Here is a 23,718-nt window from a genome sequence, read left to right as displayed (position 1 = left end):
CATCATGCCCATAGCCTCTCCGCCCCGCAGCCTGTTCGAGAAAATCTGGTCGCGCCATGAAATACTGCGCCGCGAAGACGGCCAGAGCCTGCTGTATGTGGATCGCCACCTGGTCCAGGACGGCTCGGCGCCCGCATTCGAGATGCTGCGCCAGCAAGGCCTGCCGCTGCGCGCGCCGCAGCGCGCTTTCGCGACGCCCGACCATTACGTGCCTACCGGCAGCCGCGACCTGGCCGATATCGCCGACCCGGAAAAGCGGGCCATGGTCAACGCGCTGCGCAGCGACAGCGCCGAGGGGGGCATAGAATTCTTCGGGCTGGACGACCCCCGCCAGGGGATAGTGCATGTCGTGGGGCCGGAGCAGGGCCTGAGCCTGCCGGGGTCGCTGATCGTCTGCGGCGACAGCCATACCTCCACCCACGGCGCGCTGGGCGCCCTGGCCTTTGGCATAGGCGCCTCCGAGGTCGCCCATGTGCTGGCGACGCAATCGATCTGGCAGCGCAAGCCCGCAACGCTGCGCGTGACCATAGCCGGCCGCATCGCCGACGGCGTCACGGCGAAGGACATCATCCTGGCGATCATCGGCCGCATCGGCGCCGCCGGCGCGACCGGGCATGTCATCGAGTATGCCGGCCCCGCCATCACGGCCCTGTCCATGGAAGGGCGTCTGACTGTCTGCAATATGTCGATCGAGGCCGGCGCGCGCGCCGGCATGATAGCCCCGGACGACACCACCTTTGCCTGGCTCAAGGGCCGCCCCTACGCCCCGGCCGGGGCCGACTGGGACGCCGCCCTGGCCGGCTGGCGCGCCCTGCCCAGCGACCCAGGCGCCAAATTCGACCGCGAAGTCGCCATGCACGCCGACGAGATCGCGCCCATGGTCACATGGGGCAATAGCCCCGAGGACGCCCTGCCGATTTCGGGGCGCGTGCCGGACCCTCGCGCCGCGCAAGACGCCGGGCGGCGCGATGCGATGACGCGCACCCTGGCCTACATGGGCCTGGAGCCCGGCACCCTGCTGACCGACATCGCCGTCGACCGCGTGTTCATCGGGTCCTGTACCAACGGCCGCATCGAAGACCTGCGCAGCGCCGCCGCCGTGGCCAGGGGGCGCCATATCGCCCAGGGCGTCCAGGCCTGGGTGGTGCCCGGCTCCAGCCTGGTCAAGGCGCAGGCCGAGCGGGAGGGGCTGGACAAGATATTCCGCGACGCCGGATTCGATTGGCGCTATGCCGGCTGTTCCATGTGCCTGGCCACCAATGGCGACCTGGTGGCGCCGCAACAGCGCTGCGCCTCGACCTCGAACCGCAATTTCGTCGGACGCCAGGGCCCGGGCTCGCGCACCCACCTGATGAGCCCCGCCATGGCGGCCGCCGCGGCCATCGCCGGCCACCTGGTCGATGTGCGGCAACTTCCAGCCAGGAACTGAAAAATGCAACCCTTTCCCCATCTCGACGCCCCGGCATTGCCCGTCCCCCGATCCAATGTCGATACCGACCAGATCGTTCCCGCCCGCTATCTGCAAAAGCCGCGCTCGGACGATTTCGGCCAGTTCCTGTTCCGCGATCTGCGCTTCGATAAAGAAGGCAAGGAAAATCCCGATTTCATGCTGAATGCGCCGCCTTACCGCGAGGCCCGGATAGTGGTCGCGCAAGACAATTTTGGCTGCGGCTCCTCGCGCGAGCACGCCGTATGGGCTTTGCACGATTATGGCTTTCGCGCCGTGATCGCGCCCAGCTTCGGCGACATTTTCTTCTCCAACGCGCTCAAGAACGGCCTGCTGCCGGTGGTCCTGCCGGCCGCGGCGGTCGATCACCTGCTGGAAATGGCGCAGGCCGAGCCAGGCATGCGCCTTGTCGTCGACCTTCCCGCCCAGACTGTTGCGGCCCCCGATGGCGCCGTCTATCGATTCGATATCGACGCCTTTTCAAAGAAATGCCTGGTCGAAGGCTTGAACGAAATCGACTACACCCTGCAAAAGGCCGACCAGATCACCGCGTTCGAACAGCGCTACGCCGCCGCGCATCCATAGCGGCAGGCGCGCATGGCCACCCACCGTTTATTCTCGAGGAACATTTGATGAAAATTGCAGTCCTGCCAGGCGATGGCATAGGCAAAGAAGTCACGACCGAAGCCGTCAAGGTATTGCGCGCGGTGCTGGGCCAGGACGCGGCGCTGGAATTGATCGAGGCGCCCATAGGCGCGGCGGGCATAGAAGCCGCGGGCGACCCGCTGCCCCCCGCGACCACCGAGATCGCGCGCGCCGCTGACGCCATCCTGTTCGGCGCCGCCGGCGTCCCGGGCGACGAAACCATCCCTTACGCCATGCGCCCCGGCGCAAGCCTGCTGCGCCTGCGCAAAGAACTGGGCCTGTTCGCCAACTTCCGCCCCGCCTTCCTGTTCCCCGAACTGGTGGGTGCGTCCAGCCTGAAGCCCGAGATCGTGGAGGGGCTGGACCTGATGATATTGCGCGAACTGACCGGCGACATCTATTTCGGCGAACCGCGCGGCATCCACACCCTGCCCTCCGGAGAGCGCGAAGGCTACAACACCATGCGCTACTCGGAATCGGAAATCGAGCGCATCGCGCATGTGGCGTTCCGGACGGCCCGGCAGCGCCGCCGCAAGGTCTGCTCGGTCGACAAAGCGAATGTCCTGGAGACCATGCAGCTGTGGCGCGAAGTGGTCACGCGCGTTTCCCGGGAATACCCGGACGTCGAACTGACGCATTTGTTCGTCGACGCCGCGGCGATGATGCTCATGCGCGCGCCCAAGCAGTTCGACGTCATGGTGACCGGCAATATCTTCGGCGACATACTCTCGGACGCCGCCGCCATGCTGACCGGTTCCATCGGCATGCTGCCATCGGCATCGCTGGCGCTGGACCAGAAAGGCCTGTACGAACCCGTGCATGGCACGGCGCCGGATATCGCCGGCCGCAACCTGGCCAATCCGATCGCGTCCATACTTTCCATGGGCATGATGCTGAGATACTCGTTCAATCAGCCCGGCAATGCCGATCGCGTCGAACGCGCCGTGCGCAAGGTGCTGGCCGACGGCTATCGCACGGGCGACATCGCCCAGCCCGGATGCAAGCAGGTGGGCACTTCGGAAATGGGCGACGCGGTGGCCGCCGCGATAGCCAGCGGCGCCTAGGACCATGCTTTCAGGCGGTCAGGGCATGCCGCATCGTAACGTGTTCGATGCCGGCATCCAGGAACACACCGCCCTCGGCGACAAAACCGTGGGCGGCATAAAACGCCTGGGCGTGCAACTGGGCCGCCAGCACGACCTCCAGATACTTCCGCCGCCGCGCCTCGTTCACCAGCGCGGTCAACAATAGCGAACCCACGCCCCGGCCGCGATACGGCGCCAGGACCGCCATCCGGCCTATATGCGCATTGCGCAGCAGGCGCCCGGTTCCCACCGCGGCGCCCCGCTCGTCATACGCCACCGCGTGTACGCAATGCGGGTCTTCGAGATCCTGCTCTTCTTCGACGGGAACGCGCTGCTCCTGCACAAAGACCTCGTAGCGTATGAGCATGGCATCCCGCTGGCAGGATGCCCAGTCCCCTAGAATGACTTTAATACGGCTCAATGCAAGCCCCTGAAAAAATTTGCGAAACCAATCTAAGCGGCGAGCTTCAAGCCTATGATTCCGGCGATGATGAAACCCACGCTGATCAAGCGCGCCGGGCTGGCGGAATCGCCCAGCAGGACTATGCCTAATATAACTGTTCCCACGGCGCCCACACCCACCCATATGGCGTAGGCCGAGCCCACGGGCAACTGCCGCATGGCCAGGCCCAGCAGCGCCACGCTGATGATCATCGCCACGATAGTGCCCAGGCTGGGCCAGAAGCGCGAGAACCCTTCGCTGTACTTCAAGCCTATCGCCCAGCCCACCTCGAAGAGGCCTGCGATGATCAATACCAGCCACGACGTCGATACAGACACGATATTTTCTCCAAAAAAGGGCCGTCCCTATGGCGTTCGCCGCAAACAGCCGGCGGCAAGGCCGTCCTTGCTGGTGAAAAAAAGCATTTTACCGGGTTGCGCGAAAAGCTCTGTTTTCAGGCGGAGGAGGATGTCAACGGCTTGTCGTCGAAGCCTGCCAGAGCCCGCCTCCAGTGCCATGCGCATGCGCATGAGTTCAAGGTCTGGTATGGTTTCCCATTGAAGCAGGATACAAAAGGAAACCCAATGGACCGTCTATTGACACGCTATACCGCTTTCTACATCGTCATGCTTGGCGCCGCCCTTTTTCTTGGGCTGGGCCTGGCCCTGAACGATTGGTGGCTGGTGCCGGCGCTGGCCTGCGCCGCCCTGACGGCATTGGGCATATGGGATCTGCGCCAGACCCGGCACGCCATCCGCCGCAACTATCCCGTCATAGGCAACCTGCGCTTCTTCTTCGAATTCATCCGGCCCGAAATGCGGCAATACTTCATCGAGGCCGACAACGATGCCCTGCCGTTCACCCGCGTGGACCGCTCGCTGGTATACCAGCGCGCCAAGCAGGAAATCGACAAGCGCCCTTTCGGCACCCAGCACGACGTCTACCGCAGCGATTACGAATGGATCAATCACTCCATGGAGCCATCCCACCCGGCGGACAGCGACTTCCGCATCACGGTCGGCGGGCCGGACTGTACCCGGCCCTACTCCCTATCGGTATTGAATATTTCGGCCATGAGCTTTGGAGCGCTGTCGGCCAATGCCGTGCTGGCGCTGAACAAAGGCGCCTCGCTGGGGAATTTCGCGCACGACACCGGCGAAGGCGGCATCAGCCGCTACCACCTGGAACACCAGGGCTCGCTCATCTGGAACATCGGTTCAGGCTATTTTGGCTGCAGCGACGGCAAGGGCAAGTTTTCCGAAGAAGTCTTCGCGCAGCGCGCCCGGCAGGACAGCGTCAAGATGATAGAAATCAAGCTGTCGCAAGGCGCCAAGCCCGGCCATGGCGGCATATTGCCCGGCCCCAAGGTCACCCCCGAAATCGCCCAGGCGCGCGGCGTTCCCGCGTGGCAGGACTGCAATTCTCCCGCCCGGCACAGCGCCTTCACCACGCCCGTGGAACTCATGCAGTTCGTCGCCCGCTTGCGGGAACTCTCCGGCGGCAAGCCCGTCGGCTTCAAACTGTGCATCGGCCACCCCTGGGAATGGTTCGCCATCGCCAAGGCCATGCTCAAGACCGGCATCACGCCGGATTTCATCGTGGTCGACGGCGCGGAAGGCGGCACAGGGGCCGCCCCCATAGAATTCGTCGACCATGTCGGCACCCCCCTGCGCGAAGCCCTGCGCCTGGTGCACAACACGCTGGTCGGCATCGGCCTGCGCGACAAGATCAAGCTGGGCGCATCCGGCAAGATAATCAGCGCCTTCGACATGGCGCGCGTCATGGCCCTGGGCGCGGACTGGTGCAACAGCGCCCGCGGTTTCATGTTCGCCATAGGCTGCATACAGGCGCAAGCCTGTCATACCGGAAAATGCCCCACCGGCGTCACCACCCAGGACCCCAAGCGGCAAAAAGCCCTGGTGGTGGGCGACAAATCCCTGCGGGTGGAGAGCTTCCATCGCAACACCCTGAAGGCGCTGTCCGAACTGCTGGGCGCGGCCGGCCTGCAGCACCCCTGCGAGCTGCGCCCCCACCATATCGCCAAGCGCATCGCCAATGGAGAAGTGCGGGTGCTGTCCGCCTTGTTTCCCGACCTGGAAAAAGGCGAACTGCTGGAAGGCAAATTCCGCCTGACCATATTCCGGACCGCCTGGCCCATGGCGCAGGCCGAATCCTTCGCGCCCTTGTACAGCCTCAGCGCCGCGCTGTCGGGCAATACCAACAGCCCCATGCCGGACGGCGCCAGCGACGCCAACAAGGTCCATGCGGGAGCGTCAGCGTGAAATGCCCTGCACACCTACGCCGGTGTCGATCGTGCCGTAGACCTGCACCCCCGAACTCGACGATGCGGACGAACCATCATGGCCTGGCCTGCCCGCGCACGCGCTCAGCAAAAGCAGGATGAGCGCCAAACCGGAAAGAAATTTCATATAGTATTTACCCTTACTTGCAACGACGAAATTTTCGTATTATCTTTATCTTACTGCCTGAAGGCAGCACGGCTACCCTTAGCGGTAGCTCATTCGGCACTACCCTTCTGCGTAGTGCCCACTGCCATCCCGGCAGTAAGGCCCCGCCAAAAGGCGGGGCCTTTGTTTGTGCTTGCCATGCCGCCAGCGCCCAGCAATATTGCGGGTGCGCGGCACACAACATAAAAAAGTTATGCTATAGTTTCGTGCTTTGGCGCATTAGCTCAGCCGGTTAGAGCGACGGAATCATAATCCGCAGGTCCCCTGTTCGAATCAGGGATGCGCCACCAAGGAATTCCAAGCAATATCAAATACTTACGCCAGCCTTTAACGAGGTTGGCGTTTTGCTTTTTAGGGCATTCTGTCAACCAAGTGTCAACGCAGAAACAACCGACCCGTTGGGGTTCGACGCCATCGAACCGCGGATGGGCATGCCCGGCCCTACGGCTCTACCCATTTCGGGACCTTTGATGGTAAAGTGTTCGACAGGTTGATACGACTTTTCTTGTCGCGCCCCATTTTTCAAGCCCGCCTACTGCAAGGTACGCGGGCTTTGCCATGCTTGGCATATGAAAATGGAGCGCAACATGGGCAGGAGCAGACGCAAAACCCCAATCACGGGCATTACCACGGCCCGTAGTGAAAAGTTCGATAAGAAGCTTTGGCACCGAGCGTACCGTCACGCCGAGCGTCAGCGACTTCACAGCAACCCGTATTCGTACCCGCACCATCCGTTTGAATTTGGAGCACATGCCTGGAATCTGAGCAAGGATGGAAAGCAGTACTGGGGGCTAGACGTTACCGCAAAGCTGATGCGTAAGTAGCATCCTCGGTTACGATAGTTTGCCCGCTGAAATTGGATTCAACGTTCTTGCAGCCTCTAAGTGGTTCGGCGCAAGGTGGGCATACCTCATGGTCGTCTTCAAATCTTGGTGCCCGAGTATCCGCTGCAAGGTCAGGATGTTGCCGCCGTTGATCATAAAGTGGCTGGCGAAAGTGTGGCGCAGCACATGGGTAAGCTGACCTGGCGGCAGCTCGATCTTGGCCCGTTCGATTGCTTCCTTGAACGCCCCAGTGCAGTAGTCGAACAGTACATTGCCCCGCTTGTGCATCTTGCGGTGGGAGCGTATAGCTTTATCCAGGTCATCGGTAATCGGTACTGCGCGGGTCTTCCCTGACTTGGTGCGGGCAAACTGAATCAGGCCATCGCGCACTTGCGTAAGAGTCAGCCCTTCGCCCTCGCTCCATCGAGCGCCGGTAGATAGGCAAATTTTCGCCACCAGGTATACATGTACGTTTGACGACGCCCGCAGTTGTTCCAGCAGCGCTGGTATCTGCTCACTGTTCAGATAAGACAGTTCGTTTTCCTGAACCTGAAACTGTCGTAGGTCTTTCAGCGGATTGTCTTTCTTCCAGTAGCCCAAGCGGATCAACTCATTGAACATGGCCCGAAGGTAGGCATGTTCGCGGTTGACCGTGTTCAGGGTGATACCCTCTTCAAGTCGTGCTGCCCGGTACTTGGTGAACGTGGTCACAGTAAAGGCGCTGGCTATGGGGTTGCCCATCGCATCGATAACAGCCTTGATGCGTTTGTAGGTATCTTCTGCCGCCCGTAACTCTTTGCCGTGGTTGTCGTACCAGAGTTCAGCCAGGGCGAGCAGCTTGCGCGTATCGCGCTTCTCCGGCGCCCACGCTGCATTACTGTTTGTCTCTGCCTTCACCCACGTTTCCCAAACCTTGGCTTCGGCCTGCGTTCGGAACGTCTTTCTGTACCGCTTGGAACCTCTACCGCCTGGCTGCACATCGACCAACCAACCGGCATTAGTTTTCGTTATGGCCATAACTTTGCCCACACCAGAGAAAAGCCATAGACGGCAACAGGCACAAGGACGACAGAGTACCAATAGAGGAACCTACGGAATCTGGGGTTAGCCTTGAATTCCCGGCATATCGAGTACCAAGCCCACACGCCCATTATCCAAAAGACAACCGTAGTGAACGTATCAAACATTTTGCTTACTTCGTGATCGAGCCAGTTCCACGGCCTACAGAGCCACCGGATTGGAAACCTGCACGAGCCGCACTGACAATAGAACGGTGACTCATAGCACGTGCCGCCCCAGTGCCCATTTGAGACATGGAGTTCACGCCAGCCATTGCGTATTGCATGGCCCGTGACGACCCCATTGCCTTACCTATGCTTGATCCCGCTACAGCGGCACCGGCCCTACCGGCCACATTACCGGCTGCTGCACCCGTAACTTTGCCAGCCTTTGATAGTGCAGCACCGGCGGGATTCACAGCCCAGCTACCAGCTTGTGCCAAGCCCGCGATATGCAGGGCAGCACCCCCGGCCAATTCTGCTCCAACTCGCGCGCCCATTATCGTCAGGATGATCAGAATTAGACCCGCCGCTAACGATGAAAACATGATTCCGATGTAGTCCGCCTTTTCAGGGGCCAGCGCTGTCAATCCATCTGCGTACCCGCTGATCACAGATGTGCCAACACCCAGCACCGCCGCGATGACCACCGCGGTCATGATGTATTTCAAGACGGCAGAGAACCAGGTGTTAAAGAACTGTGCGGTAGCCTGAAAGGCTAGGCTGGCAAGAAACAGCGGGCCGATGGCTAGCAGTACGGCCAAGGCAAAATCAATGGCAATGAAGTAGATGGCGGCCACGGCGCAGTACACGACAACGATCAGAGTTAGTATCCCGCCGCCTACGATTGCGGCCACACCTGAGATATCTGAACCTGTGACCCCAAAACTCACATGATCCGTACCCCAATCCCATATCGCCTTATAGGCATCGGCGGCTTGGCCGGCCGATTTATCGAGAACGGCGTAAGTGTTTGTCAGCCCACCAGAAAACAGACCTACTAACTGATCTCGAAGTTCTTGCAATAGGCCGACCACATTGGCTGAGTATGCCCCTGCTGTCAGGCACAGGGCGACAACAAGGAATGTCCTAATGGAGTTGAAAAACACATCGAGTAGATGATCCTGCCCGCCTGCCCCACGAACGATCTTGTAGCCATGCCACATGATCGAGATAGTCAGCCCCAAGAGTATCAATGGCGTCACCCAGCCGATAATCGTATTGGGGATATCCGCCCATTCCTTGGTTGTTTGAAGAACTATTTCAGATAAATTCGTGAAAATTCCCATTTTGTTGCCTACTTCGTCGTTTTGATGATGGCTTGGGTGTTGCCGTCCTGCTTCTTATCCTGCTTGCCCTTTTGGGCCATCTTTTCCAGGGTGGATGCCATCGGGTCGTAGGAGTCAGTGGGCTGCTTGGTGTTGCTCTTGTCGCATCCAGTCAGCACGACAGCAAAGAGCGCCACAGTGAGGGAGGCCGACAGCCGCTTGAATTGGTTGATATGCATGGTTGTCCTTTATTTAAAGCCGCCGACAGGGTTGGCGGTATTGGTCAGGATCGCTTTCTTGCCTTCTTCGCGGCGAGCCTGAGCCAGCAGCATCGACTGGCTTTCGCGCTGCGCAAGCGCCAAATTCACTAGCGTCTGTTCGTTTTGCAATAGTGATTGTTCTGCTGCAATCCGATTGGACAAGTCAGCCGCAGCTTTCAGGTCGGTAGCACCGTCAATCTGGCCAAGTAACTGCTGTAGCTGGGCAGCGCGTTCTTGCGCGGCAGCGAGTGCGTTGTCAATATATGAAGCATTTTCAGGCTCAGCGTATGCCTGGGCCTCACAAGATAGCTTTGTGTCCGCATCCCCGAAGCGTGAGCAGTCCAGTTTTTTAATAACGTCATATATTTTCTTTGCCCCGTTGCTTGCACCGCCTTGCCCCATTGTCAAGAGCTTGTTATAGCTTTGCGTGAAGTCATCCGGCAGTACCTGGTGCGTGGCGTTATTCATTAAATTTTGCATTCCACGCGGGCCAGTGATGGCGTCATATTGCGCTTTCATTTGCACATATTGCTGTTCCATCGCTTTTAGTTGGTCTACCCATTTAGCCAATTCAGCCAAATGACCTTCCCAAGATTTTGTGATCGCCGCCGTGTCAGTCACAGGGATTTGAGCCTGCGCCGGGACCGATCCCAGGGCCGCTATGGCGACAAGGCCAATAGCAATAAACTCCACGATTTTCTTTTGTGAAAAACCAGTTTTTTCCATATAAGCCTCTACCTTGTAAACGTTGATGGTTTGCGTCTATGTATGACGCGCTTTTTGTTGATATGCTTAACCTGATCGTCGGGGAACACGACCACGACGCGTACTAGGTCAGCAGATGTGATACTCCATTCCTTCAGGAAACCCGCTGTCACCAAGTCACCAAGGGCGACCTTAAGCATCTGGCGAAATTTCCAAAGTTCCTTTGTGGTGCTGCCGCACAGGGCGCGTACCGTTGCAACCTTGTATGGGTGCGGTTTATCGTGGGTACTGAAGAAGCCGTGCAGCCACTTGGATAGGCTACTTTTCAAGGCTTTCCGTTGTGTCCAATCTATGTGCGTATATCCATCGTCATAAAGGCCAAGCAGTTTTTCATTCAGAACAACGACATATTCTTGGGTCATATCATCGCGGAATGCGTTTCCTACCAGTTGGCCGCTGAAGGTTTTTCTATCTTTCTTCCATGTGATCTCGACAACGCCACCTTGCAGGCGGGCAATTCCGTCTTTCAGTTGTTCGCGCTGCGCTTTTCCGGTGCCTCTACCCAGTGCCTTTAGCAAGGAATACGCACTGAACCGAACCTCTGTTTCAAGGGGCTGCGTACGAGCCACATGCAACAAAACCTCCCACACATCTAGATCAGTCTGATTGAATCGCTCACCAGTAAAGCGCAGGTCAATATCGCTTGTGCTGGCCAGCAAGTTCCTGGGTTTGGATGCTTCGCGATCTTTGCTGATGGTGAACAGTGCAGTGCGTAACAGGGCGTTTGGCACACCCCGAACCGTCTGCGGCCAAAGCGGCAATTGAGCGTTCGGCTGCGGAGTAGGTTTGTCATCGCGATTTTTCTTCCGAGCTTCTTCACCTATCGCTTCCAGTCTTGCAATTAAGCAGACAGTCGGTGTTTGCAACCTACCCGCAGCGACAGCAATCGATGGAGTAACCATCGATTGTTCGTTGTCCATAGGAGCTGCTAACCGCTGCATGGCGCTTGCTTACTGCGGAAGAGCGTCTAAAAAACTCTTGCTCACTTGTAGGCGAACAGCTTCAACGTTCACAAAGACACGTTTCCCAACTTTGATAGTTGGCCAGTAACCTCGGTTTACTTGGGCCTGCAATACGCTTGCTTCCAGACCAATGAGTTGTGAGAAGGCGGTTACTGTCATGACCGGCGCGGACAAAGTAAGATGTGAGTTGATATTGGTCATCATCATGTAAACTCCGAAGTACACTTTTGCCGCCACACTGCGTACCAAAGCGCATAAATGAGTAGGTAAAGACATGTATCACGTAAAATTTACGTGATTAACGCAAATAATACATGATTCTTAGGAAAAGGCAAGATGATGGATGCCGACGGCGGACAAAAGCAGAGAATCCAGCAAAAAGAGGATGAATTACGCGATCGCGTTATCTATCTGGCTATGGATTTAGCACCGGCTGGGCGTGGCATTTATAGATATTTGGAAGAGCGAACCGGCATACCTGCCGCCCGTTGGCAGAACGTTATGTTGAAGCGACAGTTGCCCACCTTGGCCATGCTCATAGCTTTGCTGGACTATCGCAGACCCTATGCAGAGTGGCTGTTGACTGGCGATGATCTAGGGCAAGGCCGCTCCCCATCAAATGAAAGATGGGAAAGCTTCTTGAAGCACCGTGAATGGGTGCAGGGAAATAAAGCCGCAGGCAAAGAAGATTAGATTCGGCATTTCAGACATGGTATGGGGGGCATTTCAAGTAGGGTGTGGGGGTATTTCAGGTAGGGTGTAGGGGCATTTCAGGTAGGACATAGGGGTATTTCAAGTAGGACGGTCATTTTCTAACCAGCCTGGAAAACTGCATATAAAGAGGCTCTTAGCACTTTCATCCACAGATTTTTTTAGCCCCTAATATTCTTTTAATATTTATTTAATCCACACGCGCGAAGCCAGGCTGTGGAAAACTGTTCGCAGATCTCGGCCCCGCACGGGGCACCCCTGCGGGGTTCCCCCACCGCTTCGCGGCGGCTCCCCCTCCTGCATGATCGACGCCCCCAAGGGGGCTTAGACTGGCCCCCGGTGACGGGCCTATATTTGTGTGCGGCGCACTTTGCGCCGGTGCAGCACCATGTGACGGCCAAGACTAGCTGTCGGTCTGCAATGGGTCGAGGGCTTACCCAGGTAAGGGCTGGGAAGCGGCAGCGTCTCGGATATCCGCCCATGTCCCCTCCGGGTACGCCTAATGGCGTGCGCTTTCGGCGGCATCGTCAAATCAGTTACGGGCTTGCGCCCGACGAGGCTACGCTGGGGACAGTGGATCATGCGCGGCTAGAACGCTCTACGAGCCGCAAGGCGGCGCAAATGCTGATTAAGGCAGGGAGGCAGGTATGGATGCAATAGCAAAACGCCACCAAAGGGCTGTACTGCCGTCCCAGCAGGTGCTTCGGTTGCCAATAGCTCACCTAACCCCGGCAAGGCCGGGGCACGATTCCGACCGCTACTGTGCTTCAGACAAGTCGATCATGTCCAACAGCTTTGGGCATGATCGCCTATAGGGCCATCCAGAACCTAGCTGTGCTGAAGCCCGCACGTTCTAAACCATCTGCCAGCGCCTGGGGAATCGGAGCGTGGCCCTCTAGAACGGCGACCAACAGATCGACAGGAACGCCGAAGCGTCGCGCCGCATCCTCAATGACTAGACTCAGTGGCTCCATAACCTCAGCCTGGATGAATTCGCCGGGGTGAGAGTTCTTCATCACACACTACCTCAACTGGCTTTCTCAGCCTGCATGTAAACCAAAAAGGCTACACCAAAACCAAAAATAACGAATGAAACGCAATGAAAACGAACGAAGCGCAATGAAAACGAATAGAGCGCAACAGAAACACACTTCACGGATGATCGCTTGGTCAAAGCAGACGCAACAAAAACGATTGAAAATTAACGAAAACGAATAAAAACGAATGAAACGCAATTTATGCAGGCTTCAATAGCGCCTACACAGATATATTGGCATGATGCAAAAAGCACGGTGGGTATGTTTACACATACCGTGCTTAAAAAAGGCACTATGGGCATGTTTACACATGCCGTGCCCAAAAAGGCACTACTGGTATGTTTACACTTCGGCTACGCCTACGGTAAAACACCAGTGTGCCAAAGGTTCCACCTTTGCAACCGGGAAGCCTGGCCATACGGCCAGGAAAAAGTGAAATGCTGGCGACGCCAGCATTCGAAATGTTCGCGGGGCGAATACGAAATGTGAGAATCGGGAGGCCGCTATGAACGAGGCTCTTTCAAGCGGCAAAACCGAAATTATTTGACACGCCAGCGATGTGGAAAAATAATGGTGGTCGATCAGCTCCAGAGGCACCTGATTTATGCAGAAAATCTTATTTATACAGGCAGAGTGGGATCAGAATGCAGAGGTTTGGGTGGCTGCATCTAATGACGTGCCGGGTCTTGTCACAGAGGCTAAAACGTTAGAAATTCTGTCCACGAAGCTCAATCGCATGATTCCTGAATTACTGGATGCAAATGGCGTAACACGGGATGCTGAAGTACCGTTTGAACTGCTGGCCCGCCGCTTTTTCGTTACGCGATCCCCTGATCTAGCCGGTACGCTTAATCGGCAGTGCCGCAGCCTACGCGGAGACAAGGCCGAAGCAGACGCTATTGGCTTTGGAAAAGCTGCGGCCAGCTTAATTGAGAGCTGGGAATAATGCAGCTTGGGATGTCGTTCCAGTCTCGCTGCCAGAGGGGTTATGGAAAACTGCGCCTGGCGTGGGTGCTGCCGCTAGCTCGCGGCCCCAGCGCTTATAGCATGGCCCCAATCCTGCGGAACCACCCCTCAACTTCTCCCAAAGGATCTCTCTCGGCCACCCGCTCTGCAGTCATCCTGGGGAATGCCTTGTCCGCGAGACGTAGCTTTGCCTTGTCATCGCCTAGAACCCCATCATAATGCTGTTGTACCGAGAAAGCTTCAGCAAAAATCCTTGGGACTGACTTCCCGTCGGCAGCGGGCTGATCAATGACAACAATCTCGACGTCAAAGGCATCCTTAATCGCGTCCGCATGCAGATAACATTCAATCTCGTGCTTGTTCGTTTGGACGGCCCAGGAGCCATCCGTACGCAGGTTTACCTCAGTGACAGATTCCGCATACTTGGCCACGTCGCTGTCATAAATATGTACCTCAGGACGATTCAGCGACCGGAGATAGTGTTGTGTAACCCAGTGCTTAAGCGTCGAGCCGCCGAGCAAGACGAAGGCAACTCTGTCATCTAAAGCCAGGTTCGGCAGCGTTTGGTCTGCCGTATGTAACGCCCGACTGAGCGATTTAAAGGCTGCTACGTCTGTTGGCCCTTCGACGCAAAATAAGATTTTGACACGACTATCCGGCACGACCCCGAGCGTTTCAGCCACCTCCCCAAATACGTCTGCGCCCTCCAGGATAACGGGTTGAAGATCTGCGTCGCGCGTTACAAACCTGATGCTAGCGGTAGGCAAATCCGACGCAAAGCCAGGACTGTGCGTCGTAAGCAAGATCTGACATCCAGGCTCCAACGCCAATGTCTTGAATGATTCGATAAGGATGCGCTGGTTGTTCGGGTGCTGTGCCGTCTCCGGCTCCTCGATCGCGTAGATAATGCTCCGGCTAGTCCCGGCCTTTAACCGGCGCTCCGCTTCTGCCTTGAAAAAAGCGACCAAGACAAGGCGACGAACGCCGCTGCCGCGCTTGTTCAGCGGGATACCATCATCAGTGTCCATGCCGACCGAAAACAATCCGGTCCATTTTGCTGCAGTCGGTGGCACAAATTGCGGCGTCAGTTCTTTGGCGAGATTAGGGTCGATTGTTTTCAACGCTTCGTGAGTGATCTTCGCGATCAACTCGGCTTTCTCGCGCACCTTTTCCTGAATCCGGTTGATATCGTCCTGCACTTCGGCAATGGCGGCTGCCACAGCAGCCTTCATTGGATTTTGTACCTCCCCGTCAGAATCGCGGCTGCTCCGGTCGCTCTGAAACAGTGCATACATCGGCAGGTAGCTCTCGAGCTGATCCCAGATCCGTTTGCTATCTTCCTTCGGCTTGGTAACTGGAAGAGCCACCTCCTTCAGTTCCAGGTCTTTCGTCGCGGCCCATAGAGCCTGCCGCATGCCTGGATTCCCTTTTAGCGCTGTATCGAGCTTTTGGTCTTTTACAAGTTTCTGGAGATCTTTTTCCTTCAGATCGAGAAGGTCTGCAACCCCGGCTGCGGTCGGATGATTCGCAAGGATATACACTTCCACGGATGGTGTCCTCTTGCCGCAATCGAATACTTTCTGAATCTTCAGGGTACCCTCAACCGAGAGAAGGAATTCCGCCGCAAGAGTCGTCTCTGCCCCTGCGTCAAGGCTCAACTTGGACGGCAAATCAGAAAATTCGCAGGTAATGGAAACTAGTGGGGAGCCGCTGTAGATGTTGGCGTCACCCTGTTCGATCTTGACGGCTTCGTTGTTAAAGAATATCTCCAGCGCCTCGAGAATTGATGATTTTCCTATGTCATTTTTTCCAACAAATGTCGTCAGGTCCACCATCGATACCGTAGTCTCTTCGCGGTAGCAGCGGAAATTTTTTATCGAAACAGATTCCAGTCTCATGCCGCCCTCGTAAGTTGTAGCTCGATTAAGGTCAAACACCAAATAGTTACATTTCATGCAACCTTAATACATAAAGATATTTTTGCAAAGCAAGGCGGTATCAAATGACCGTTTTGCGGCTTCTGTCTGAATGTTGACTTTGGATTGTGGCCGCTCAGAGATGCGATGCATCTTAGTTGTGATAACTGCGTTGGCTGAACAACCCCCGCCAAGAAAACGGTGGTTTTCTGAACACATGCGATCTTCTCGTCCGGCGCTGCCAGCAAGGCTGTCAAACTGTTAAAATTCCCATCAATTTTTCATCGTCCGGTAATTGTCAATGAATCAACGGATCGGTTACGCCCGCGTCTCGACGGATGACCAGAATTTAGACTTGCAGCGCGACGCTCTACATCTGTCTGGAATTCAATCGATCTACGAAGAGATGGCGAGCGGAAAGGCCACTGGCCGCCCGGAGCTGGATCACTGCCTGAAGGCATTGCGTGTAGGCGACACCTTAGTGGTGTGGCGTCTGGATCGATTGGGGCGCAGCCTACCTGACCTGGTGCGTATCGTTGCAGATCTGGAAGCAAGAGGAATCGGCTTCGAGAGCATCACCGAGAAGATCGAAACCGCGAGTGCCGCCGGAAAGTTGGTGTTCCATGTCTTCGCTGCACTGGCCGAGTTCGAGCGCAACCTGATTCGGGAGCGTACACAGGCGGGCTTAGCTGCCGCACGTGCGCGAGGGCGTGCGGGAGGCCGCAAGCCGAAGCTGGATGCACGACAAATTAGAGAGATCAAGCGACTCATGTCTGACCCGGCAATTCCAATCAGTCAGATTGCCGAGCGCTACAACGTTTCACGTACAACCATTTATAAAGTAGCTCCCCGCGATGCAGTGGCAATTGCCGGGCACCAATCGGACACGAGCGGGAATAAGTTACATAGGCAAGACGCCCCATGAATGCAGTAGAAATCGAAGCAGCCATTTCTAATCTGGCGGAGCAGCCATTCGACGCGGCAGAGTTTCCGTTCGCCTTTTTGGCAGCGTTCGGCAATAAAGACACCACCCTCAAGCGCTTACGAGCTGGCAATAACAACACCTCGGATGTGCCTGGTGGTGTGTTGTTGCGCTACAGCATTCATATAGCTGTATGCGAAACCGGTACAGTCGCCAACACTCTCCGTGCATTGCGTGCCAGCCTTGCGACCGCAAAGGCAAAGGCAAAGTTTATCCTTGCCACGGATGGACAGACGCTGGAAGCCGAAGAACTCGGCAGCGGTGAAACCATCGCTTGCGACTACGCGGACTTTCCGAACCAGTTTGGCTTCCTGTTGCCGCTCGCTGGTATCTCCACGATCAAGGAGATCAAGGACAACCCTATTGACGTACGTGCCACCGGGCGTCTGAACAAGCTGTACGTCGAATTATTACGCGAGAACCCAGACTGGGCCAAGGACGAGCGTCGTGCTGATATGAATCACTTCATGGCGCGGTTGATTTTCTGCTTCTTTGCCGAAGACACAGATATCTTCAACGGCGACGTGCTGTTCACTCGAACCGTGGATCAGTTCAGTGAACGTGATGGCTCGAACATCCATGAGGTTTTGGAAATCATCTTCCGGGCAATGAATACAAAGATCGCCGACCGTGCGGATGCCGGTTTTCGCCCGTGGGCAGATCAGTTCCCGTATGTCAATGGCGGCCTTTTCTCGGGTAGTACCGAAGTGCCTCGCTTCACGCGCATAGCGCGTACCTATTTGTTGCACGCAGGTGGCTTGAACTGGAAGGAGATCAATCCTGATATCTTCGGCAGCATGATCCAGGCGGTGGCTGATGACGAAGAGCGTGGCGCATTGGGGATGCATTACACCAGTGTACCCAATATCCTGAAGGTGCTGAACCCGCTGTTTCTGGACGATCTGCGCACTCAGTTGGCAGAGGCGGGGAATAACGAGCGAAAGCTGTTGAACCTGCGCAAGCGCATGGCGCGTATCCGTGTTTTCGACCCCGCTTGTGGCTCCGGCAACTTCCTGGTCGTCGCCTACAAGCGGATGCGGGAGATCGAGGCCGAGATAAATCGCCGCCGAGGTGAACCCCATTTAGGCAGTGACATGCCTCTGACTAACTTTCGTGGGATTGAGTTGCGGGATTTTCCCGCAGAAATCGCCCGCCTGGCGCTCATCATTGCCGAATTTCAATGCGACGTCCTTTATCGCGGGCAAAAGCAGGCACTGGCGGAGTTCCTCCCTCTGAATGCAGAGAATTGGATCGTATGCGGCAATGCTCTGCGGCTGGATTGGCTAAGCATATGCCCACCTACAGGTACTGGCGTTAGGGTGGTGGCGGATGATCTTTTTGATACGCCACTTGATCAGGCAGAGATCGATTTTGAGAACGAAGGTGGAGAAACCTATATCTGCGGTAATCCGCCATATATAGGTGCGACAACTAAAGCCCCAAAGGGTGCAAGCAAGGAAGTAAAGGAACGTTTGAAGAAGGAAGCCGAGATCCGCAAGACTGATTTGCAATCTATCTTTGGCAAGCTCACCAATACCTGGGGATCGCTGGATTACGTTTCCGGCTGGCTTATGAAAGCTGCTGAATACGGCCGTCAAACCAAAGCGGTTGCTGCATTTGTGTCCACCAATTCCATATGCCAAGGCCAGCAAGTTCCAATCTTATGGCCCTTGATTTTTGCAACCGGACATCAGATCGCATTTGCACACACGTCATTCAAATGGGCCAATCTTGCTGCACACAATGCAGGCGTAACCGTTGTGATTGTTGGCCTTTCGACTCAGCCAAGCAAAAAGCGCAGAATTTATGCTTTAGATCGAGATGACAACATTTCTGTGAAAGAGGCTGATTACATCAACGCCTACTTAGTTCCTGCACAAGATGTGATTGTGAAAAAACGGGTTGAACCGTTTGGTGAACTCAATGCCATGATTAAGGGAAATGCACCAACTGACGGAGGAAATCTGTTGCTCAACAGAAGCGAAGTTAAAACACTTGGTTTGACGCAACAACAGCGTCAGCAGGTTGTGCGCCGTTTTCTCGGTTCTGAAGATGCCATTAACGGCAAAGCGCGTTTCTGTTTATGGCTTGGCCGCACTGAAGCGGATGCGCTGTCGACGAATAGATCTATTGCAATGCGATTGGAAAATGTAAGGCAGATGCGTTTGGAAAGTGAAAAAAAACAAACTCAAATATTAGCTAATACCCCTTATCTTTTTGGTGAAATTCGCCAAACAGGAAGGGAATTTCCCATCGTCATACCGCGCCATAGCTCAGAAAATCGAGAGTTTTTGCCTTTTTCTTTGGGGATAGAGGGCGACATTGTCGCTGACAGCGCATCGGCCTTATATGACGCACCGCTTTGGAATATTGCCATTTACGCCTCGCGTCTGCATTTGATCTGGATTGCTACGGTCTGTGGCAAGATAAAAACTGATTTCCGTTACTCCAATACGCTAGGCTGGAATACTTTTCCCACCCCTTTGCTTACGGAGAAAAACAAAGCCGACTTGACCCGTTGTATTGAGGACATTCTGCTAGCCCGCGAGGCGCACTTCCCAGCCACTATTGCCGATCTTTACGATCCAGATAACATGCCGGACAATCTGCGCCATGCTCATGAGCGCAACGATGAAGTGCTGGAACGTATCTACATCGGTCGCCGTTTCAAGAACGACACCGAGCGGTTGGAAAAATTGTTCGATCTGTACATCAAGATGACAGCGACAGTGGCCAAGATCAAGCCTGCAATAAAAACGAAAAGGACGAAGAACGCATGAGCCAGCCAGCCAGCAATCCCACCAATGCTTACACTGTACCGTCAGTATCCATTACCACGGGACGCACAGGCGCATCCAGCAAGGCGAACGCGTTGGGCATGCGTGCGATGCAGGAGCGCGCTTATGCCAAGCGCGGTGAGCCGTTCCTGTTAATCAAGTCACCACCTGCCTCCGGAAAATCCCGCGCGCTGATGTTCATCGCGCTGGATAAGCTCTACAACCAAGGCTTGCGACAGGCGATCATTGTCGTACCGGAACGCTCCATCGGCAGTAGTTTTTCCGATGAACCCTTGAGCCAGCACGGCTTCGATTGGGATTGGCAGGTGGCTCCGCAATGGAACCTGTGCAATGCCCCTGGCGTGGATGAGTTACGTGTGGCTCAGTCCAAGGTGGAAGCTGTACGCAAGTTCCTGGAGAGTACCGACAAGGTGTTGGTTTGCACACATGCGACTTTCCGCTTCGCCGTAGAGGAACTGGGCGTTGATGCATTTGACGGTCGCCTGATCGCCATCGACGAATTCCACCATGTTTCCAGCAACCCGGATAACAAACTGGGGAGCCAGTTGGGTGCCCTTATGGCGCGCGACCAAGTGCACGTGGTGGCGATGACCGGCTCTTATTTCCGAGGCGATAGTGAAGCCGTGTTGGCCCCTGCAGATGAGGCTAAATTTGAGACTGTCACCTACACCTACTACGAGCAGCTCAACGGTTATCGCTGGCTCAAATCGTTGGACATTGGCTACTTCTTCTATACTGGCCGCTACGTGGATGCGATTGCCAAGGTGTTGGACCCGACGTTAAAGACCATTGTGCACATTCCCAATGTCAATGCGCGTGAAAGCCTTAAGGATAAGGAGCGCGAGGTTAACGAAATCATGGGATCGCTGGGTGACTGGCAGGGAGTTGATCCGATCACGGGCTTTCACTTGGTGAAGGCAAAGGATGCCCGCGTTCTGAAGGTGGCCGATCTTGTGGACGACAGTGATACGGCAAGGCGCTCTCGCGTGCTAACCGCACTTAAAGACCCTGCGCAGAAGGAGAACCGTGATCACGTGGATATCATCATTGCGCTGGGCATGGCGAAAGAGGGTTTTGACTGGATTTGGTGCGAGCACGCGCTGACTATTGGTTACCGTAGCAGCTTAACCGAAATTGTGCAGATCATTGGCCGTGCCACTCGTGATGCTGAAGGCAAGGAACGGGCGCGATTCACTAATCTAATCGCCGAGCCTACCGCCGAACAGGCCGCTGTGGCCGAAGCGGTGAACGACATGCTCAAGGCTATTTCTGCTAGCCTGTTAATGGAGCAGGTTTTAGCTCCACGCTACGAGTTCACGCCCAAAAATGCCGGGCCTCAGCCGGGTTTTGTTTACAACGGCGGTGACGGCTACCAGGAAGGACACACTAACGTTGGCGTAAATGAGGCCACTGGCCAGTACCACGTGGAGATTAACGGCCTCGCAAAGCCTGAAACCGCTGAGGCAACGCGTATCTGCAAGGAGGACTTGAACGAGGTTGTTACCAGTTTCTTACAGGACAAAACTGTGCTGGAACGCGGCCTGTTCGACAAGGAAAATACACTGCCCGAAGAACTGACTCAGTTACGTATGGGCAAAATCGTACGGGAGCGATATCCAGATTTGAGCGACGCCGATCAGGAGGCAATTCGACAACATGCCATTGCAGCGATGAACATTACTCAGCAGGCCAAGTTGGCGTTGGCACAAGCAGATGCCGACGGCAGTGGTACAGCTCAAGGCAACACGACGTTGCTGGATGGTGTGCGCAAGTTTGTCAACGTGCGAGACCTGGACATCGATTTGATTGATCGCATCAATCCTTTTGAAGCCGCATATGCAGTGCTGGCGATAGCGATGGATGAGAAATTACTGCGCCAGGTGCAGGCCAGCATTGCAGCCAAGAAGGTAAATATTCCTGAAGACGAGGCGCGGGAACTGGCAAGGCGAGCCTTACAGTTCAAAAATGAACGCAATCGTCTACCTGACATCAATTCTGCCGATGCATGGGAGAAGCGGATGGCCGAAGGTATTACCGCTCTCGCACGTTATCGTGCTCAGGCCAAAGCGGCGCAGGAGGGAGTATCTGGCAATGGCTGATATGAACGATGATGAGCTGCTAGATGCGCTCGGTGTTGAAGTTGTTCCTCTGAAGTCCTCTAGCCAAACCCCGCGCGAGGAACGCATCATTGCTGGTTTTGAGGACATTTTGCGTTTCCATGACACTCATGGCCGAACCCCGCAGCATGGCGAAGAGCAGGATATTTTCGAGCGCCTGTATGCGGTACGCCTAGATCGGCTACGTAGGTTGCCAGAAGCGCAGGCATTGCTGGGCTCGTTGGATGGACCAGGGTTGCTCTCTGGCGTGGCGACTCCGGTTGATGTGAATGAGCTGGATGAGGATGCTTTGTTGGCTGAGCTGGGGGTGACTGCCGAACCGACGGTAGGCGATATTCGTGTTTTACGGCATGTGCGCTCTCATGTCGAGATCAAAGCAGCAGAGGAAATTGCTAATCGCACGCCCTGCAAAGATTTTGAGCGTTTTGCTGATGCATTTGAGGAAGCTAAAGATGGTCTGAAAACGGGTGAATGGCTGACCAAGCCATTCGCTAAGGATGCCAGTATCCAAGTGGGCGACTTCTACATCATTGGCGGGCAAGTCGCATATGTAGTAGAGAAGGTAGAGGGCAACACTACCAAAGATGGCCGCGACAACCCTCGTTTACGTGTGATTTTTGATAACCATACTGAAGCGAATTTGCTGTTGCGCTCGCTCTCGCGTTCGCTTTATCCCGATGGAGATACCCCGGTTGGAAAACGCCTGATTAAAATCGAGGCGGGGCCGTTGTTTGCGGACACAGCGGAGTCGGGTGACATTGAGTCTGGGACGATCTACGTACTTCGCAGCCAGTCGGAACATCCTTTTGTTAAAGAGCACCACGAGCTAGTTCACAAAATTGGAGTGACTGGAGGCAAGGTGGAAACCCGTATCGCGGCGGCCGCGAAGGATGCCACCTATTTGTTGGCTGAAGTCGAGGTCGTGGCCACCTATAAGCTTCACAATGTACATCGAACTCGGTTGGAGCATATCTTTCATCGCTTGTTTGGAGCCGCACAACTTGATCTCCTCATCGAGGATCGCTTCGGCAATCCAGTAAAGCCCAAGGAGTGGTTCCTTGTGCCGCTCCACGTGATTGATGAAGCTGTGCAGCGCATTTTGGATGGAACGATTACCGATATAGTCTATGATCCGAGCACCGCTAGGCTCGTTCGTGAATCCGAAATTCGCTAAAAATTCTGGCAACGCCAAGTAGCATCAAATAATGCCACGTATATTTCTCTGAATAATACGGGTGGATTGGACATACGTTTTCGAAGACCATTTCAAATGCGTACTGACCACTTAAATGCGAATATGCACGTGGTAACTACAAATGACTGAACAACAGATCCAAATTTTTGTTAGCCAGGACGGTAATGCACAGTTGGAAGTGACTGTGGACCAGGATACAGCCTGGCTTAGTCTTGATCAGATGGCTGCTTTATTTGATCGTGACAAATCAGTAATCTCACGCCATATCCGTAATGTGTTCAAAGAGGGAGAATTGGAGCGAGGCTCAGTTGTTGCAAAAAATGCAACAACTGCGTCTGATGGGAAAACCTACCAGGTCGATTATTTCAATCTTGATGTCATCATCTCTGTAGGCTACCGGGTAAAGTCCCAGCGCGGTGTGCAGTTCCGCCAGTGGGTGTCAACGCCGGTTTAAAACTGACCCACTTTCCGGCTTTTCGGCCGGAGTAAAACTGACCCACCCGGGCCTCCAATTTTCTTAAGCTTTTGCCTTCACCTGGCCGGCTTTGCGTTTATCTTTAAGCCGGTAACTTTCTCCGGCGATCTGAACAATATGCGCGTGGTGCAGCAGGCGATCGAGCATGGCAGCCGTTAAGGTCTGGTCGTCGGCGAACGCTGAAGACCACTGCCCGAAGGGCAGATTGCTGGTCAAGATAATGCTGGCGCGTTCATAGCGCTTGGCGACCACGTTAAAGAATAAATTTGCTTCCTCGCGTCCGAAGGGTAAATAGCC

At 55.5% G+C, this 23,718-nt stretch carries 23 protein-coding genes and 1 tRNA gene; 12 read left to right on the top strand and 12 right to left on the bottom strand.

Features of this window, described 5'->3' with window-relative positions; translation table 11 throughout:
* Positions 1–4 precede the first annotated feature (4 nt).
* Genes leuC through leuB form a run of 3 tightly spaced genes read left to right on the top strand, consistent with a single transcriptional unit; the run spans position 5 to position 3,156 of the window.
* Entirely contained in the window at positions 5–1,429 is a 1,425-nt protein-coding gene (gene leuC / locus BUB23_RS14095) for a 3-isopropylmalate dehydratase large subunit (protein ID WP_073103869.1), read from the top strand.
* A 3-nt stretch (positions 1,430–1,432) separates the two neighbouring features.
* The gene (gene leuD, locus BUB23_RS14090; RefSeq protein ID WP_073103867.1) at positions 1,433–2,032 is read left to right on the top strand and encodes a 3-isopropylmalate dehydratase small subunit; all 600 of its coding nucleotides are present in this window, start codon (positions 1,433–1,435) and stop codon (positions 2,030–2,032) included.
* A gap of 47 nt (positions 2,033–2,079) precedes the next feature.
* Entirely contained in the window at positions 2,080–3,156 is a 1,077-nt protein-coding gene (gene leuB / locus BUB23_RS14085; RefSeq protein WP_073103865.1) for a 3-isopropylmalate dehydrogenase, read from the top strand.
* A 10-nt stretch (positions 3,157–3,166) separates the two neighbouring features.
* Here the strand turns inward: leuB and BUB23_RS14080 are convergent, their stop codons facing one another.
* Entirely contained in the window at positions 3,167–3,598 is a 432-nt protein-coding gene (locus BUB23_RS14080) for a GNAT family N-acetyltransferase (protein ID WP_245801274.1), read from the bottom strand.
* A 32-nt stretch (positions 3,599–3,630) separates the two neighbouring features.
* Positions 3,631–3,957: a quaternary ammonium compound efflux SMR transporter SugE gene (gene sugE / locus BUB23_RS14075; protein WP_073103864.1), complete on the bottom strand. Its 327-nt coding sequence runs from the start codon at positions 3,955–3,957 to the stop codon at positions 3,631–3,633.
* A 246-nt stretch (positions 3,958–4,203) separates the two neighbouring features.
* Between sugE and BUB23_RS14070 the strand changes: the two genes are divergently transcribed.
* Entirely contained in the window at positions 4,204–5,901 is a 1,698-nt protein-coding gene (locus tag BUB23_RS14070; RefSeq protein ID WP_073103862.1) for an FMN-binding glutamate synthase family protein, read from the top strand.
* Here the strand turns inward: BUB23_RS14070 and BUB23_RS27035 are convergent.
* A complete protein-coding gene (locus BUB23_RS27035) occupies positions 5,893–6,048 on the bottom strand; it encodes a hypothetical protein (protein ID WP_178372316.1) in 156 nt (51 codons plus the stop codon). The two genes, BUB23_RS14070 and BUB23_RS27035, sit on opposite strands and share 9 nt — an antisense overlap.
* Positions 6,049–6,300: 252 nt before the next feature.
* On the opposite strand from BUB23_RS27035, the gene BUB23_RS14065 reads away from it, so the two are divergent.
* Positions 6,301–6,377: transfer RNA gene (locus BUB23_RS14065), tRNA-Met, on the top strand.
* Between the two features lie 543 nt (positions 6,378–6,920).
* Here the strand turns inward: BUB23_RS14065 and BUB23_RS14055 are convergent.
* From BUB23_RS14055 to BUB23_RS14030, 6 genes are all read right to left on the bottom strand, one after another.
* Positions 6,921–7,928, bottom strand: coding sequence for a phage integrase (locus tag BUB23_RS14055; protein WP_073103858.1), 1,008 nt, complete (start codon positions 7,926–7,928; stop codon positions 6,921–6,923).
* A gap of 175 nt (positions 7,929–8,103) precedes the next feature.
* Entirely contained in the window at positions 8,104–9,258 is a 1,155-nt protein-coding gene (locus tag BUB23_RS14050) for a TrbL/VirB6 family protein (RefSeq protein WP_073103857.1), read from the bottom strand.
* A gap of 8 nt (positions 9,259–9,266) precedes the next feature.
* Positions 9,267–9,476: a hypothetical protein gene (locus BUB23_RS14045; protein ID WP_073103855.1), complete on the bottom strand. Its 210-nt coding sequence runs from the start codon at positions 9,474–9,476 to the stop codon at positions 9,267–9,269.
* A 9-nt stretch (positions 9,477–9,485) separates the two neighbouring features.
* Positions 9,486–10,223 carry a type IV secretion system protein gene (locus tag BUB23_RS14040; protein WP_084136027.1) on the bottom strand — a complete coding sequence of 246 codons (738 nt, stop codon included), beginning with the start codon at positions 10,221–10,223 and terminating at the stop codon, positions 9,486–9,488.
* Between the two features lie 8 nt (positions 10,224–10,231).
* Entirely contained in the window at positions 10,232–11,182 is a 951-nt protein-coding gene (gene trfA / locus BUB23_RS14035) for a plasmid replication initiator TrfA (protein WP_178372315.1), read from the bottom strand.
* 30 nt (positions 11,183–11,212) lie between these two features.
* Positions 11,213–11,431: a hypothetical protein gene (locus tag BUB23_RS14030; RefSeq protein WP_073103853.1), complete on the bottom strand. Its 219-nt coding sequence runs from the start codon at positions 11,429–11,431 to the stop codon at positions 11,213–11,215.
* A 129-nt stretch (positions 11,432–11,560) separates the two neighbouring features.
* On the opposite strand from BUB23_RS14030, the gene BUB23_RS14025 reads away from it, so the two are divergent.
* On the top strand, positions 11,561–11,917 hold the full coding sequence (locus BUB23_RS14025; protein WP_073103852.1) for a hypothetical protein: 357 nt from the start codon (positions 11,561–11,563) through the stop codon (positions 11,915–11,917).
* An 827-nt stretch (positions 11,918–12,744) separates the two neighbouring features.
* On the opposite strand, the gene BUB23_RS27825 is transcribed toward BUB23_RS14025, so the two are convergent.
* Positions 12,745–12,951 (bottom strand): helix-turn-helix transcriptional regulator, encoded by a 207-nt coding sequence (locus tag BUB23_RS27825; RefSeq protein WP_073103850.1) that lies wholly within the window; start codon positions 12,949–12,951, stop codon positions 12,745–12,747.
* A 625-nt stretch (positions 12,952–13,576) separates the two neighbouring features.
* Between BUB23_RS27825 and BUB23_RS14015 the strand changes: the two genes are divergently transcribed.
* Positions 13,577–13,918: a DUF1902 domain-containing protein gene (locus tag BUB23_RS14015; protein WP_013741671.1), complete on the top strand. Its 342-nt coding sequence runs from the start codon at positions 13,577–13,579 to the stop codon at positions 13,916–13,918.
* Between the two features lie 94 nt (positions 13,919–14,012).
* Here BUB23_RS14015 and BUB23_RS14010 read toward each other — a convergent pair whose 3' ends face one another.
* Complete coding sequence (locus BUB23_RS14010) at positions 14,013–15,836, bottom strand: ATP-binding protein (protein ID WP_073104145.1); 1,824 nt, start codon at positions 15,834–15,836, stop codon at positions 14,013–14,015.
* Positions 15,837–16,155: 319 nt separating this feature from the next.
* Between BUB23_RS14010 and BUB23_RS14005 the strand changes: the two genes are divergently transcribed.
* From BUB23_RS14005 to BUB23_RS13985, 5 genes are all read left to right on the top strand, one after another.
* Entirely contained in the window at positions 16,156–16,779 is a 624-nt protein-coding gene (locus tag BUB23_RS14005) for a recombinase family protein (protein ID WP_073103849.1), read from the top strand.
* Positions 16,776–19,616: a class I SAM-dependent DNA methyltransferase gene (locus BUB23_RS14000; protein ID WP_073103847.1), complete on the top strand. Its 2,841-nt coding sequence runs from the start codon at positions 16,776–16,778 to the stop codon at positions 19,614–19,616. The genes BUB23_RS14005 and BUB23_RS14000 overlap by 4 nt, the downstream gene beginning before the upstream one ends.
* Entirely contained in the window at positions 19,613–21,733 is a 2,121-nt protein-coding gene (locus BUB23_RS13995; protein ID WP_073103845.1) for a DEAD/DEAH box helicase, read from the top strand. The genes BUB23_RS14000 and BUB23_RS13995 overlap by 4 nt, the downstream gene beginning before the upstream one ends.
* Positions 21,726–22,925, top strand: a complete 1,200-nt coding sequence (locus tag BUB23_RS13990) for a GIY-YIG nuclease family protein (RefSeq protein WP_073103843.1) — start codon at positions 21,726–21,728, stop codon at positions 22,923–22,925. Before BUB23_RS13995 ends, BUB23_RS13990 begins: the two co-directional genes overlap by 8 nt.
* Before the next feature lie 142 nt (positions 22,926–23,067).
* Positions 23,068–23,400 carry a virulence RhuM family protein gene (locus tag BUB23_RS13985; RefSeq protein WP_084136025.1) on the top strand — a complete coding sequence of 111 codons (333 nt, stop codon included), beginning with the start codon at positions 23,068–23,070 and terminating at the stop codon, positions 23,398–23,400.
* 63 nt (positions 23,401–23,463) lie between these two features.
* Here the strand turns inward: BUB23_RS13985 and BUB23_RS13980 are convergent.
* Positions 23,464–23,718: ATP-binding protein (locus BUB23_RS13980; protein ID WP_178372314.1), on the bottom strand; the 255-nt coding region annotated here is incomplete at its 5' end.

Origin of the sequence: Pollutimonas bauzanensis (genome assembly GCF_900129885.1) — a bacterium.
In the GTDB taxonomy this organism is placed as follows: domain Bacteria; phylum Pseudomonadota; class Gammaproteobacteria; order Burkholderiales; family Burkholderiaceae_B; genus Pollutimonas; species Pollutimonas bauzanensis.
Note: the sequence above shows the minus strand (reverse complement) of the source record. Positions and strands in the feature narration are given on the sequence as shown.

Excerpts from the sequence above, each read along its gene's own strand:
- BUB23_RS14070 (WP_073103862.1), top strand. The coding sequence starts at position 4,204 with ATGGACCGTCTATTGACACGCTATACCGCTTTCTACATCGTCATGCTT.
- BUB23_RS14030 (WP_073103853.1), bottom strand. The coding sequence starts at position 11,431 with ATGATGATGACCAATATCAACTCACATCTTACTTTGTCCGCGCCGGTC.
- BUB23_RS13985 (WP_084136025.1), top strand. The coding sequence starts at position 23,068 with ATGACTGAACAACAGATCCAAATTTTTGTTAGCCAGGACGGTAATGCA.
- leuD (WP_073103867.1), top strand. The coding sequence starts at position 1,433 with ATGCAACCCTTTCCCCATCTCGACGCCCCGGCATTGCCCGTCCCCCGA.
- leuB (WP_073103865.1), top strand. The coding sequence starts at position 2,080 with ATGAAAATTGCAGTCCTGCCAGGCGATGGCATAGGCAAAGAAGTCACG.
- BUB23_RS14015 (WP_013741671.1), top strand. The coding sequence starts at position 13,577 with ATGCAGAAAATCTTATTTATACAGGCAGAGTGGGATCAGAATGCAGAG.
- BUB23_RS14025 (WP_073103852.1), top strand. The coding sequence starts at position 11,561 with ATGATGGATGCCGACGGCGGACAAAAGCAGAGAATCCAGCAAAAAGAG.
- BUB23_RS27825 (WP_073103850.1), bottom strand. The coding sequence starts at position 12,951 with ATGAAGAACTCTCACCCCGGCGAATTCATCCAGGCTGAGGTTATGGAG.
- BUB23_RS14055 (WP_073103858.1), bottom strand. The coding sequence starts at position 7,928 with ATGGCCATAACGAAAACTAATGCCGGTTGGTTGGTCGATGTGCAGCCA.
- leuC (WP_073103869.1), top strand. The coding sequence starts at position 5 with ATGCCCATAGCCTCTCCGCCCCGCAGCCTGTTCGAGAAAATCTGGTCG.
- trfA (WP_178372315.1), bottom strand. The coding sequence starts at position 11,182 with ATGGACAACGAACAATCGATGGTTACTCCATCGATTGCTGTCGCTGCG.
- BUB23_RS13990 (WP_073103843.1), top strand. The coding sequence starts at position 21,726 with ATGGCTGATATGAACGATGATGAGCTGCTAGATGCGCTCGGTGTTGAA.
- BUB23_RS13995 (WP_073103845.1), top strand. The coding sequence starts at position 19,613 with ATGAGCCAGCCAGCCAGCAATCCCACCAATGCTTACACTGTACCGTCA.
- BUB23_RS14005 (WP_073103849.1), top strand. The coding sequence starts at position 16,156 with ATGAATCAACGGATCGGTTACGCCCGCGTCTCGACGGATGACCAGAAT.
- BUB23_RS14040 (WP_084136027.1), bottom strand. The coding sequence starts at position 10,223 with ATGGAAAAAACTGGTTTTTCACAAAAGAAAATCGTGGAGTTTATTGCT.
- BUB23_RS14045 (WP_073103855.1), bottom strand. The coding sequence starts at position 9,476 with ATGCATATCAACCAATTCAAGCGGCTGTCGGCCTCCCTCACTGTGGCG.
- BUB23_RS14010 (WP_073104145.1), bottom strand. The coding sequence starts at position 15,836 with ATGAGACTGGAATCTGTTTCGATAAAAAATTTCCGCTGCTACCGCGAA.
- BUB23_RS27035 (WP_178372316.1), bottom strand. The coding sequence starts at position 6,048 with ATGAAATTTCTTTCCGGTTTGGCGCTCATCCTGCTTTTGCTGAGCGCG.
- BUB23_RS14050 (WP_073103857.1), bottom strand. The coding sequence starts at position 9,258 with ATGGGAATTTTCACGAATTTATCTGAAATAGTTCTTCAAACAACCAAG.
- BUB23_RS14000 (WP_073103847.1), top strand. The coding sequence starts at position 16,776 with ATGAATGCAGTAGAAATCGAAGCAGCCATTTCTAATCTGGCGGAGCAG.